Annotated in this window: 10 protein-coding genes; 4 read left to right on the forward strand and 6 right to left on the reverse strand. The window is 42.7% G+C overall.

Features of this window, described 5'->3' with window-relative positions; translation table 11 throughout:
* Positions 1 to 28: 28 nt before the first annotated feature.
* A complete protein-coding gene (locus HDC92_RS17250; RefSeq protein WP_012780630.1) occupies positions 29 to 850 on the reverse strand; it encodes an ATP-binding protein in 822 nt (273 codons plus the stop codon).
* A 281-nt stretch (positions 851 to 1,131) separates the two neighbouring features.
* Here HDC92_RS17250 and HDC92_RS17255 point away from each other — a divergent pair, with 281 nt between their 5' ends.
* Genes HDC92_RS17255 through HDC92_RS17270 form a run of 4 tightly spaced genes read left to right on the forward strand, consistent with a single transcriptional unit; the run spans position 1,132 to position 5,299 of the window.
* A complete protein-coding gene (locus tag HDC92_RS17255; protein WP_221270978.1) occupies positions 1,132 to 2,277 on the forward strand; it encodes a glycoside hydrolase family 105 protein in 1,146 nt (381 codons plus the stop codon).
* A gap of 50 nt (positions 2,278 to 2,327) precedes the next feature.
* Entirely contained in the window at positions 2,328 to 3,611 is a 1,284-nt protein-coding gene (locus HDC92_RS17260) for a PQQ-dependent sugar dehydrogenase (protein WP_012780628.1), read from the forward strand.
* A gap of 6 nt (positions 3,612 to 3,617) precedes the next feature.
* The gene (locus tag HDC92_RS17265) at positions 3,618 to 4,067 is read left to right on the forward strand and encodes a c-type cytochrome (protein ID WP_012780627.1); all 450 of its coding nucleotides are present in this window, start codon (positions 3,618 to 3,620) and stop codon (positions 4,065 to 4,067) included.
* Entirely contained in the window at positions 4,067 to 5,299 is a 1,233-nt protein-coding gene (locus tag HDC92_RS17270; RefSeq protein ID WP_183876305.1) for a glycoside hydrolase family 105 protein, read from the forward strand. The genes HDC92_RS17265 and HDC92_RS17270 overlap by 1 nt, the downstream gene beginning before the upstream one ends.
* Before the next feature lie 84 nt (positions 5,300 to 5,383).
* On the opposite strand, the gene HDC92_RS17275 is transcribed toward HDC92_RS17270, so the two are convergent.
* The 5 genes from HDC92_RS17275 to HDC92_RS17295 all read right to left on the reverse strand — a co-directional run bounded on the left by HDC92_RS17275 (position 5,384) and on the right by HDC92_RS17295 (position 12,962).
* The gene (locus HDC92_RS17275; RefSeq protein WP_183876307.1) at positions 5,384 to 6,469 is read right to left on the reverse strand and encodes a hypothetical protein; all 1,086 of its coding nucleotides are present in this window, start codon (positions 6,467 to 6,469) and stop codon (positions 5,384 to 5,386) included.
* 2 nt (positions 6,470 to 6,471) lie between these two features.
* Entirely contained in the window at positions 6,472 to 7,173 is a 702-nt protein-coding gene (locus HDC92_RS17280) for a fasciclin domain-containing protein (protein WP_012780624.1), read from the reverse strand.
* Positions 7,174 to 7,227: 54 nt separating this feature from the next.
* The gene (locus tag HDC92_RS17285) at positions 7,228 to 8,820 is read right to left on the reverse strand and encodes a RagB/SusD family nutrient uptake outer membrane protein (RefSeq protein ID WP_012780623.1); all 1,593 of its coding nucleotides are present in this window, start codon (positions 8,818 to 8,820) and stop codon (positions 7,228 to 7,230) included.
* Positions 8,821 to 8,832: 12 nt separating this feature from the next.
* Complete coding sequence (locus HDC92_RS17290) at positions 8,833 to 11,964, reverse strand: SusC/RagA family TonB-linked outer membrane protein (RefSeq protein ID WP_183876309.1); 3,132 nt, start codon at positions 11,962 to 11,964, stop codon at positions 8,833 to 8,835.
* Positions 11,965 to 12,287: 323 nt separating this feature from the next.
* Positions 12,288 to 12,962 carry a DUF6266 family protein gene (locus HDC92_RS17295; protein WP_183876311.1) on the reverse strand — a complete coding sequence of 225 codons (675 nt, stop codon included), beginning with the start codon at positions 12,960 to 12,962 and terminating at the stop codon, positions 12,288 to 12,290.
* Positions 12,963 to 13,069 lie beyond the last annotated feature (107 nt).

Consider the following 13,069-nt stretch of genomic DNA (forward strand, 5'->3'; position numbering starts at 1 on the left):
ATATACTTTACCAAAATTAAAATACCTGTTATTTTAACTGATAAGCCATTACACTCTTTTTCCAAAACGTAGGAATATAAACGATACGATTAACCGGATCATAACCGATATCAGCCGTATTCTTTTTTTCCAGGTGAAGATCCAGCAGTAGCTCGTATTTGCCGTCGGCATGCACATAATAAACATAACCACCCCAGCAGGAAAACAGCCAGTCGCCATTCCCAACCGGCTCTATACCATCGCCACCATTGGGCAGTTCAGCTATCCTGGTCAGTTTTTTATTTGCATCAGCCTTCCAAAGCGTTTTACCTCCGGCAATATACAGTTCATCACCCACTGCCTTTAGTCCATTCACGCCGTTCACATTTTCCATATATAAGGATACCTTATTGCCTTCAATCCGATGAATACGCTTGGTCCTCGAATCAGAAACATATACAATGCCTTTATCACTTACTGTAATGTCATTCAAAAATTTTGCACTGTCTACCGGTATTTTAAGTTTTACCTTTCCTTTCGCCATATCAATCACCACTACATCACTCAGGTCTGCAGCATAAAGGGTATTCCCAAACCTGCCCAGTCCTTTTGGCGAATTTAAACCGGTGATCCAGTCATGATCAATCATTTTACCAGTAGTACTCAGCTTGGCAACGCCACCAATGCCGTCCTTATCGTTCGGATTATTGCCCATTACAGAAGCATACAGGATACCCGCTTTTATATCGGGCAAAACAGACTCCGGTAAATTGATCACACTGTCTGTTTCCCAAAGTTTTTCGAGGCTGTGCTGGGCCTTCAAACTCAGTGACGCAGTAACCATAAAAATAACGACAAGGTATTGTTTCATATTGGCTGAAATTAGAGGTTAGGTAATTATTGTCTTAAGGTACATAATTTCTTAAAATTCGTGATTTGTTGTTACAATTGCCTGATCATCACCTAAAAAATATTGTCCGAATTTAGCCAGGTTATATGCAATCTTACCATTAATGGTAAATTATAGCCCCTAATGCCGCTATCCGGCCCAAACATGCCCCGGGCCGTTTTTAAACCATCAAATAAACGGCTAACTTTAATTACATAAATAAACAACACAATAAGCAAAGAAGCTTAAACCGAGCAGTAATTATGAACAAAAATTCTATTTTAGGCATGGCCTGTCTTGCTTCCTCATTGATCCTGACGGGGATAGCAAGTACGCATGCACAATCAAAAGCGGCCGACTTAAAAAACTGGCCTAAAGGCAGCTCCCCGAAAGAAATAGGAGCAAGAATAGCCGGGCGTTTTGTAACCACCCCCCATTCTAACTTTAACCGCCCGGGGCCTCCTAAAGTAATTACCTATCCGGAAAGCTGTACCTGGTATGGTGCCCTTACCTTTGCCAAAGAAACCAGGGACGCTAAACTACTTGGACAGCTGAAAGACAGGCTTGAGCCGCTTTTTGGCGTAGAAGCTAAAATGATCCCGGTTCCGGACCATGTGGATTATAGTGTGTTCGGCGCTGTTCCGCTGGAACTGTACATGCAGACCAAGAACAAAAAATACCTTGACCTGGGCATTTCAATTGCGGATAAACAATGGGGACCACCGGAAGGCCCCAGGGTTAAACCTGAATCACACGAATTTTATAACAAAGGCTATACCTGGCAAACACGCCTCTGGATAGACGACATGTTCATGATCACCGCCTTACAGGCCCAGGCTTACCGTGCTACGGGCGACCAGAAGTACATAGACCGTGCAGCCAAAGAAATGGTATTTTACCTGGATGAGCTCCAAAAACCGAATGGCTTGTTCTACCACGCTCCCGATGTGCCTTACTACTGGGCACGTGGCGATGGCTGGATGGCGGTAGGCATGGCCGAATTGCTAAGGTCTGTACCAAAAAACAATCCCAATTATCAAAGGATCATGAAAGGCTATAAAGACATGATGGCCTCCCTGCTCAAATACCAAACTGAAGAAGGGATGTGGCGCCAGCTTATTGATAAGCCCGAATCATGGCCTGAAACTTCTGCTACCGGCATGTTCACCTTCGCATTTATCACCGGTGTAAAAAACGGATGGCTGGATAAAGAAGTTTATGGAAAAGCTGCCCGTAAAGCATGGCTTAAACTGATCACCTATATCAATGAAAACAACGACATTACAGAGGTTTGCGAAGGCACAAATAAAAAAGACGACCTGCAGTATTACCTGGACCGTAAAAGGAATATCGGGGATTTACACGGACAGGCACCTCTTTTATGGTGTGCAACTGCTTTATTACGTTAAATAACTATAAAAACCGGAGCAAAATGAATAGTTTTAATTAAAAAAATCAAATGAAAAAAATACTCATTATACCCGTTTTACTTAGTGCCCTCATTTTTTTTACCCTTTATGCCTTTAAGGACATTTCTGCACTGAGGGGGCCTAAACCTGATGCAGACAATGTAGGCTTAAAACTACCGGAAGGGTTCGGCGCTTTAAAAGTTGCCGATATAGGTGCCAAAGCAAGGCACCTGGTGGTTACCCCGCAGGGCACTATTTATGTGAAACTTGCCAGGGTAAAAGATGAAAAAGGGATCATCGTACTTAAAGAAAACAGCGAAGGCAGGGCCGAAATTACCGGTGGATTTGGCAATTATGGCGGCACCGGCATTTACATGAAAGATGGCTACCTTTACGCCTCTTCAAACAAAGAAGTATTCAGGTACAAGCTGAACGACAAAAATGAGGTCATCGATCCAAACAAACCTGAAATGATTGTTAAGGGCTTAAAAATGGGCCGCCAGCACGAAACCAAATCACTGGTACTGGACAATGACGGGAACATCTATGTGAACATCGGTGTGCCTTCAAACTCATGTCAGGAACAAGACCGGGGCCTCAGGTCTAAAGGCATCCCGGGCTGCCCGCTGTTAGATTCTGCAGCAGGCATCTGGCAGTTTAAAGCCAGTAAACTGAACCAGAGCTATGCCGAAGGTGTACGTTATGCCACAGGCCTCAGAAATGTAGTAGGCCTGGACTGGAACCAGCAAAACAACCAGCTTTTTGTAATGCAGCATGGCCGCGATAACCTGAACAGCTCATGGCCGGAACTTTATGATACCAAAGAATCGGCAGAACTGCCTGCAGAATGCCTGTATGCCCTAAAAAAAGGCGACAATGCCGGCTGGCCCTTTATGTATTACGATGGCATACAACATAAAAAAATTGTTGCGCCTGAATACGGGGGTGACAAGAAAAAAGAAGCAGATCCAAAATATTTAGAACCTGCCAGGGCCTACCCGGCGCACATGGCACCTAATGGTTTATTGTTTTATACCGGCAACATGTTCCCGGCAAAATATAAAAACGGAGCCTTTATTGCTTTCCATGGTTCATGGAACCGTGCACCAGAACCTCAAAAAGGTTTCTTTGTGGTTTTCCAACCATTTAAAGATGGTAAACCGTCGGGCGACTGGGAAATATTTGCAGACAATTTTGCGGGTACGCCGGAGAAAGCGGCGATGAATAAAGCCGACCATCGCCCATGCGGACTGGCTCAGGGTGCCGACGGCTCACTTTATGTAACAGATGATTCCAAAGGAGTGATCTATCGCATCCTATACAACAAGAAATAAACAGCAATGAAAAAAATTTTATTGACCTTATTGATCTTAAGCGCAGCCGGCTTACAGTTATCTGCGCAGACAAAAGGGAAGAAAACAACTGCCGCTAAACCACAAATGGCTACAGCGGCAGTTATGGCTAACGGAAAAAAGATTTACAATAAATACTGCCTGGCCTGCCATATGGCAGATGGTGCAGGTGTGCCCAACATGAACCCGCCATTGAGCAAAACGTCTTATGTGCTGGGCGACAAAACCAGGCTCATCAAAGTAATTTTGAACGGATTGGCTACAGGTGAAGAAATAGATGGAGAGACCTATACCAATGTGATGCCTGCGCATAACTTTTTAACAGACCAGGAAATTGCCGATGTATTGAGTTTTGTGAGAAATAGTTTTGAGAATAAGGCAGCAGCCATCTCTATGCAGGAAGTAAAAGCCATAAGGGCAAAAAACACAAAAAAATAATGAAAAAAACCTGTCTATTCCTGCTTGCATCTTTAAGCTCAGGCAGCATTTTTGCACAAAGCAACACAGAAGCGGTTGTCCGTAAGGTGGCCGATAACATCATCGCAAACACTTCATTTAAATTTGTAAATACAAAAACCAATGAAACTTACGAATCTACAAAGGGACTTGCATCTTCGCCCGACATTAAAGTAGCCAGCAAGTTTAACAAATGGATGTATGTGAACGGGGTGCTCACTATCGGCATGATCCAAATGGCCGATGTGCTGAAAGATAAAAAGTATGCCGATTACTCCTCACATAACTTTGAATTCATTTTTAACAATCTAAGTTATTTTGAGACCCTGTACAAGGCAAAAAACCCCAGGACTGAATTTGGCGCTGTCTTTAACATCACCAATTTAGATGCCTGCGGTGCTATGGGGGCCGGTCTTTCTGATGTAAATGGCCTGGCCAATAAACCGGAATATAAAGCTTACCTGCAAAGGGCTGCCGATTATATTTCCAACAAACAGCTGCGCCTGACCGACGGAACGCTGGCACGGCCCAACCCACGTTACAGGACCATGTGGGCCGACGACCTGTTCATGAGTGTACCCCTGCTGGCAAGAATGGGGAAAGTTACAGGCGACAGCAAGTATTTTGATGATGCCATCAAGCAGGTTGAAAGCTTTAATAAATACCTGTACGATACCAATACAGGTTTGTTTTTTCACAACTATTATGAAGATGTAAACCTGCAGGGCGTAGGCCACTGGGGCCGTGCCAACGGCTGGCTTGCAGTGGCACAGGCGCAGCTGCTAGATCAGCTGCCGGCCAACCATCCTAAAAGACCGGAATTGATCAAACTCCTGTTGCGCCAGATCTCTGGATTTGCACGTTACCAGGACCAGACTGGCTTATGGCATCAGCTGCTTGACAAGCCCGACTCTTACCTGGAAACCTCTGTAACGGCCATGTACATTTATACAGTGGCCCATGCGGTAAACCAGGGATGGATCCATCCGAAATATATTTCTATAGCCAATGAAGGCTGGAAAGGGCTGGTTACCAAAATTACTCCCGATGGTCAGATGCAGGATGTTTGCATCGGCACCAATATGGACGAAGCCCTTAAGTTTTACTATACGCGCCCAACAGAATTGAATGATACACACGGTTTAGGGGCATTTTTACTGGCCGGAACAGAAATGGTTATTGCAGAGCGAAATGCTGCAAAAGATAAAAAGTAAACAGCAAGCTGTTTAAAGCAAAAGCGGCCTGGATCCATAGATCCAGGCCGCTTTTCATTTGAAAATTTTAACGAATCTCCTGTTCTATTTCAGAATCGTTCCATCGTTAGAAATGAATACACTGTTTATAAACCCAACGGTACCGGTTTCGTTGGCGTTAGCCTTACCAGGGTAAGCAATCTGAAAACGACTAGCCAATGGAGCTTCGAAACCAGGATAAGTTGTTTTACAGTAAGCGAGCCAATCTTTAATGCCATTGCTCGAGAACCATTGCACCCCATCAACATAGGTAGTGAATACATTATTTGCGTCAATTGCAAAAGCTATACTTTTTTCTACACCCGCCAAGGATTTAAATATCGGGCTTTTTCCCTTTACCGGATTGATCAATGGCAGCGGATTTGGCAATACAGCTGTATTGGTGCTAAATACGGATTTATTGGCTGCAGGTACAAATGTTTCATACCTGATCTGATAGCTGTCCGTCGTAGCCGGATCAACTGTTGGATAATATTCCCATCTGATCTCTCTCAGGAAAGGATAATCGGTATGTGTTGAAGGCTGTTTAAAAAACAGCGAGATGATAACTGGCTGCCCGGCTCTGAAAAATGTTTTCCAACCCAGTTTAGTACGTATTGAAAAAGGTATTTTCAAGTCGGCCAGGTTCAGATCCCTTCTTAAAATTGCAGTCTTACTAGCAGTTATCGCCGTAAGTTCCATAATACTTTTTAAGGGGTCGTTATCCAAAATCTGATTGGCAGTAGCATCCGCAATAGACCAGCCGTTTCCGTCAAAAGCGAATTTACTTTGAAACTCATCAAAGAAATACCTGGTTACTTTCAGGTTTGTAGAACGTGAAGTGGTTTTACCATTCAGATCAGCCGTAGCTGTAACGGTGTAGTCGCCAACCGCTGCCGGCGCAATCCACAGGTTTTCAAATAAATTCTGGGTACGCCAGCCATCAAATGTTCCACCGGTTGCTTCCCATTTATAGGAAAGTTTGGTATTATCACTGCCTTGTGTTCCGGCCCATACTTTTACCTTTTCCCCAAAATAAAACTCTTCTCCGGCCTTACTTAAAGTTACAATTTCAACTTTGTCATCTTTTTTACACGACACTGCAACTATGCAAAGTATCATGAATATGCCTGTATGATATAACTTTCTCATAATTATTTATTATTGATAATATCTTTTCTGGTTGGTGCACTAAAATAACGGTCCATTACATGAACCACGCCATTGGTAGCATGCAAGTCTGGTGTACGGGGCCTGTTTTCGCCTGTTCCACCAACATAATTATTAATAAACAAGTAGCCGTCCCTGCTGGCCTGCATATAGATCCAGACTTTTGCAGAATCATTTGTTGCACTTAAACCATAAGTATCAACCCATTTCCCAATTGAATTTAGGTTCTTAAAGTCATAAGTACCTTTTAATACGTGGTACTTCAGCCAGGCAGCAATCCTGTCAACAGAATACTGGCTCCAGTCGGATCCTTTAACGGTCTGGTTGTAAGTCGGACTTGTCGGATCGGTATCCAAAAACTGATTTCTTGAATAGTAACTGTTGGCACTTTCAATATTAGTTGTTGCATTATTTGTAAGCAGCAAATAAGTGTTACCAGATTCCGTATACATCGGTTTTACATCCTTATAATTCGGGTTTTTATCTACGTATTCAATGGCCTCCAGCATTCCCGAAAACAGATCGGGACGTGATTTCATAAAATCCATCACATTTGAATTTAATTTATTATCATAATATGACGGTACGTACTTATCATTTTTTTGTAGCGGTAGCTTATCACATGCAGCAAATGCTAAGCACGAAATAATGACTGCCGGCGCGATTAGTTTTTTAATAGTTTTCATCAGTATATATTTTATTTTTCAACTGTTGTAAGCTCATTTTTATGGTACAATACCTTACTCATCATAAGGGGGATTTTGGTCGCCCACCAACTGACGGTTAGCATTAAATGCTGCCGAGGCAATCGGGAACATGATTCTTCCGATATTTGTTCCTTCGTATTTGGTTGCACCTGATCTTCCGGCCAAAATTGGGTTCATGATACCGGTTAAGTAAGTATAGCCATTGGTAAAATCATACATTTTTCCAATACGGCATAAGTCAAACCATCTTTTACCTTCGCCCAACAGCTCGTACTGGCGCTCAGTAAGAATGGTACGCTCAATACCGGTTACAATATCCCCCGTATAATCGGTCAACTTAGCCTGGGTTTTATATCCTACCCGGCCTCTCACAGTATTAACAATATCCAGGGCGTCCTGGTATTTCCCTGTATGGGCCAGGGCCTCGGCCCTTAACAACATGATATCAGCAAAACGATAGATGGGCAGTTTCACATTACATTCGCCATTGGCCTGATATACAAATGCACCACCAGGCTGGCCATCACTTCTTTTTGCAGCCGGATCATATAAGGTAAATTTACCAAACGCACCGTTCAATGCATTATATTCGACCGGGGTTTTATAACTGATCATGTCGAAACTTGTGGTTAAACGGCCGTCAGAGGGCAATGAAGTTGCCGGATCAGTTCTGTCAAACAATTCCTGAAAAATCCGGGGCGTAATCATGTAATTATTGGTATTGGAACCAGAAGCAAGTCTTCCACATACCCCTACACCACCACCACGTTCAATATTATCCCAGTACAGGTTAAAAATGGTTTCTGTTGAAGTTGAAGGATCAGTAAACATATTCTTCCAGCTCTGCGCATTGGTAACCCAGGTACAACCACTCTCAGTAATTGTATTTTGCGAAGCTACCAGGGCAAGGTCATACTGTTGAAACCACATGTATACATCAGTCTGCAAAGCATAAACCGCAGCTTTCTGCATGTTATATTTATTTGTTTTATTGGTACCTATGCTTTTCAATGCCAGATCGATATCATCCAGGATTCTTTTCTTCACGTCAGCTATAGGCGATCTGGGAAACTGGGTTGGCTGGCCATAGGTTTCCAGCGGCTCAGTAATCAGTGGCATTTTACCCCATACCCTGAGGCCATAGAAATACATCAAAGCGCGTAGCCCATAACACTGGCCCAGATAATCGGTATAAGTTGCCGTAGCCCCACCAATATTCTCGCTGGTCATTTGCGGATAGTATTTAATGCCATAGTTGCAAAGCGAAATGGTGGTATAAAGGCTTGCCCAACTGGCCGCGCCGGTTGTGCCATTTGAGCCCACAATATCCGGATCACTTGCCGATAAGGCATTATTTAAAAATTTGGTTTGTGCAGTTCCCGTACCCGCACCTTTAACATTATCGGCACGAACTTCGCCCCAATCAAACCAATTGGTATTCAATGTAGTTTGCACAGCGTTGTATATACCCGCCATCCAGGCATCAGCATCTGCCTTATCTTTCCAGAAGCTTCCGGGCGTGATGGTCGAGATCGGATCAGCCTCCAGGAACTTTTTACACCTTGTAGCAGTTAGCAGGATCAATAATCCCCCGAATAATAATATTGTGAATCTAATCTGTTTCATGATCTTCTACGATTAAAATGTTATACCAAGTCCTAATCCCATCTCTCTTTTGCGCGGATATTGTCCGTTATCAAGCCCAGGTTTAAGCACACTATTTTGTTTCACTTCCGGGTCAAAACCTGTATATTTTGTCCAGGTCAACAGATTGTTACCATAAACATACAGGTTAAAGTTAGCAATATGGAACCGCTCAATAAGTTTTCTTGGCAGCTGATATCCCAGTCTGACATTCTGCAAACGTATAAAGGAACCATCCTCCAGATAGTAATCGTTGGTCTTACGCACGTTATCAGCACCTTGGGTCCCTCCAATGTATGACTCGGTAATTTGTCCCGGATATTTGTACATATTCATGATATAATAGGGCTCTGGAGTCGTATTGCTATTGGAAAAAGAAGCAGTATTTCTTCTGTTTTCATTGTAGATACTATTTCCAAAGTTTCCGTACAGAGAAACTGCAAGAGAGAAGTTCTTGTAAGTAAAGTTATTGCTCCAACCCAGGCTCCATCTTGGCTGTCCGTATCCGGTTACAATCTTATCTTCGTTACCAATGTTGCCATTTAAAACCCCATTGGCATCGGGCTGATTTTGCCAGATCACATCGCCACCCTTAGAAATGTTACCATTGGTAGTCAATTGTTTTGGCGTTCCGCTGTATGGTGTCCCGTCAGGATAAGTATAACCTAATAAATTTGGCTGCATATTTTTCCCGATGACCACATTACCCAATTCATCTTTCTGAAATTGTGGGATCAGTCTGATTTTAAAATCATCTGTATAGGCATTGGACTGATCGTACTGATAAATACCAAGGAATTTGTAACCAAAAAAGTTCCCGGCTTCTTTACCTTGTGCAACAGCCCAGTTGTCATCTACATAATCACCACCCGGCAGGCTAAGGATTTTGTTCCTTACCCTTGACCAGTTGATGGATGTTTGCCAGGTAAATTCTTTGGTTTGCACAGGATATCCTGAAACCATTAGTTCGATACCTTTGTTTTGAAGCGAACCCGCATTGATCCTGGCTTTATTAGGGAAGCCTGATTCTAAAGGAAGTGGTGCATCATATAATAGATCTTTTGTTTTTTTGATGTAATAATCACCCACAAAACTCAATTTACCGTCAAAGAAGGTTAAATCCATACCCACGTTTGACTGGGTAGTCTCTTCCCATTTCAGGCTACTGTTCCCCAACCTGGTATCGGTACGTACACCGCTAACCCCATTGTAATAATAGTTACCAAAAATAAACTGCTGAACGGCGTCAAAATCACCAATCTGCTGGTTACCGGTAATACCCCAGCTACCTCTCAGTTTGGCATCAGTTAATATCTTTTTAGACCATTTCATGAAGTTCTCATCGCTAAACCTCCATCCAATTGATGCTGCAGGAAAATAGCCCCATTGATTTTCTGTACCAAATACAGATGACCCGTCCCTTCTTAACGTTGCATTCAACAGGTAACGTCCTTTATAGTCATAACCAACCCTAGTAAAGAAACCTACCAGTGCCGATCCGCTACCTTTAGAATAAGTATCAGATGGCGTCAACTCGCCTGCGGCGTTTAAGGTATGTACGTTTTCACTTACAAATTTTCTACCTGCAATTTTTATTTCACTCAGGTTATTTTTTTCAAAGTTGGCCCCCAGCATTGCCGTAATGTTGTGATTTACGGCGATTGTTTTTTTATAGTTCAACACTGCATTTCCCTGGGTCCTGATGGGCAATTTTGTTTCGTCCTGACCTGAACTGGCTGCGCTGGCCCCGTTTTCCAGCAATTTGGAGTTGAACGTGGTATTTCTGTTAAACTGTACATCCGCCGACGCATCTGCATGGAATTTTAAGTCATTCGTAAAGGAATAGTCAAAGCCCTGAAAAATCACCGCCCTGTAGATGGAAGTCAGGTTCTCTCTGAGATAAGCTTCTGCTATCGGATTTTTCCTTCCCCCATTGTCATAAATCAACTCTCCGCTGGGCAAATACAGGGTTTGCTGCGGGCCACGTTGAAGGGCCTGCTGAATGACCTTACCCTCGTTAATGTTGTTTTTATTCTGGTAACTAAAACTGAGCTGTGTAGACAAGCCTACCTTTTTAGAGGGCTGATATTTCAGGTTGGTACGCATTGTGGCTCTTTTGTTAAAGCTAGCCAATACAATCCCCTCCTCATCAAGATACTGCAAGCTATTGTAGTAATTCAGCTTCTGTGTTCCACCGCTCATAGACAAATCAAACTGATTGCGTATGGCGGTCTGTGTAATTAACGATTGGTAATCATTATCTGCATTTTTATTGTAAGCTGTTGAATCATCCGGGTGAGGGTCCAGACTGATTTTGCCTCGCTGATCAAACATTTGTCGTTGCAAACGGTTGGACTGCGGAATGTGACGCGACAGCGTACTGTAACTTCTCAGGTAATCAACATTGATTCTTGGTTTACCATCTTCGCCCTGTTTAGTCGTAATCAGGATTACACCATTTGCCGAACGGGAACCATAAATGGCTGCCGATGCGGCATCTTTAAGGATTTCGATGGATAATATATCTTTAGGATTGATAGACATAATATTTTTCATAGGAACCCCATCCACAATGTATAAAGGTTTAACACCATCATCCGATAGCGTCGACATACCCCGAATGGTAATGTCACTTTCGTCTCCCGGCGCACCAGAACTACTCATTACCCTTACACCCGGAGCCGCTCCCTGTATGGCATCAAAAATAGATATCGGTTGTTTTTCTTCTATAGTTTTTGCACTGATAGAACTGATTGCCCCGGTTACATCCCTTTTTTTCTGTTGCCCGTAGCCAACTACAATTATCTCATCCAGATCTGATAATGAGGATGTCAGTTTAGTGTTGATCGTACGTCTGGAACCAACTGTTTCTTCTTTCTTATCGAATCCGATATAACTAAAAATCAATACCGCCTGCGCATCATTTATCGCAATCGAATATTTACCGTCCTGTCCGGTCTGGACAGCCGTTTTTGTACCTTTTACCTGTACACTTACCCCTGGTATCACTTCTCCTTTATCATCAGTTACAGTTCCTGAGATCTTGATAGTCTGCGCATAAATTGATGTTGAAGCTGACAGTAACACCAATATGCCCATTAGTATTCTTTGTAAAACTTTTTTCATACTTTAAAAAAATAAAGCTGTGTCATTAAAAATTTAGATTTTCGGGGATTTGCCCCGCTGGGTATAACGGCCTGGGTTATACCTTGATTCATATGTGTTCTCACATCATACCTGTTTAGTTAATTTAAAATATTTGGTAGATGCAATTGACAAAAAAAAAGCAGAGCATTGCTTAATCAAATTAGCTTACTTGTATATCATATTGGCAGAGGGCATTCCCCGAAAAATATGTCGTTCTCCCCGGCATGGTTGATGGGCATAGCAATCCCATAAGACAGCTTTAACAAGCTTTCTTTGTAAATAAGAATTATAAAAAATGGTATTTACAAAACAATCTGTCCCATATAAACGCTATCGGAAATCTGCGTTCTGTCGTTAGAGATAAAAGCCATATAGGTTTCTACAAAATGATCCTTTTTATCGCTCCCACGGGCTACCAGGTTAAAGTTACCCTCCAGCACATCAACACCAGCAGATCTGCGTGCACCGCTATCCAGGTAAAAGGCCCTTTTACTATCGGGAAGATAAGCCAGCATCATCACCTGATCGCGTTTCCTGTTACGGTCAGCATCCGGATCAACCGCCCATTCAAATTTTATGGCGATGGTATCTCCCGCCGTTTCATAGCTCATTACCGGGTTAACCGGGCCTTCCAGCATACCCTTACAAACCATCACTTTGGTGAAGTCAATTTCCTGGTTTGGGTATTCGCCTTTAATGGCATGTTTCATGGTATAGGATACCGCTACATTCTGAGCAGTTTTTGTGGTGCCATCTGCTGCCAGTTTAAAACCTACATTGGTAAAATGATTTACTTTAGCAATGAATTTTATAGCCAGGCCAAAAGCCTGGGTCGTTGTTTTCTGGCCAACCGTTCTGGGTTTATTTGATTTGTGGGGAATCATTCTCAATACTGCCGCACCTTTGCGGATGTAACCAACAGTATTGCCTAATTTACCGATAAGCGGACCGAATGGTCCAAATTTTAAGCGCGCCATATTTAGCTGTTTATCAGGCATCTGCATTGACACCTATAGGTAAAGATAACAAATAATACTTACATAAACCATAAGGTAATCTTTATAAATACTTTCTGATTTACTGC

The organism is Pedobacter sp. AK017 (genome assembly GCF_014200825.1).
GTDB classification, from domain to species: Bacteria; Bacteroidota; Bacteroidia; order Sphingobacteriales; family Sphingobacteriaceae; genus Pedobacter; species Pedobacter heparinus.

Bases quoted from the DNA above. Each gene is read 5' to 3' on its own strand.
- HDC92_RS17250 (WP_012780630.1), bottom strand. From the start codon at position 850: ATGAAACAATACCTTGTCGTTATTTTTATGGTTACTGCGTCACTGAGT.
- HDC92_RS17255 (WP_221270978.1), top strand. From the start codon at position 1,132: ATGAACAAAAATTCTATTTTAGGCATGGCCTGTCTTGCTTCCTCATTG.
- HDC92_RS17260 (WP_012780628.1), top strand. From the start codon at position 2,328: ATGAAAAAAATACTCATTATACCCGTTTTACTTAGTGCCCTCATTTTT.
- HDC92_RS17265 (WP_012780627.1), top strand. From the start codon at position 3,618: ATGAAAAAAATTTTATTGACCTTATTGATCTTAAGCGCAGCCGGCTTA.
- HDC92_RS17270 (WP_183876305.1), top strand. From the start codon at position 4,067: ATGAAAAAAACCTGTCTATTCCTGCTTGCATCTTTAAGCTCAGGCAGC.
- HDC92_RS17275 (WP_183876307.1), bottom strand. From the start codon at position 6,469: ATGAGAAAGTTATATCATACAGGCATATTCATGATACTTTGCATAGTT.
- HDC92_RS17280 (WP_012780624.1), bottom strand. From the start codon at position 7,173: ATGAAAACTATTAAAAAACTAATCGCGCCGGCAGTCATTATTTCGTGC.
- HDC92_RS17285 (WP_012780623.1), bottom strand. From the start codon at position 8,820: ATGAAACAGATTAGATTCACAATATTATTATTCGGGGGATTATTGATC.
- HDC92_RS17290 (WP_183876309.1), bottom strand. From the start codon at position 11,964: ATGAAAAAAGTTTTACAAAGAATACTAATGGGCATATTGGTGTTACTG.
- HDC92_RS17295 (WP_183876311.1), bottom strand. From the start codon at position 12,962: ATGGCGCGCTTAAAATTTGGACCATTCGGTCCGCTTATCGGTAAATTA.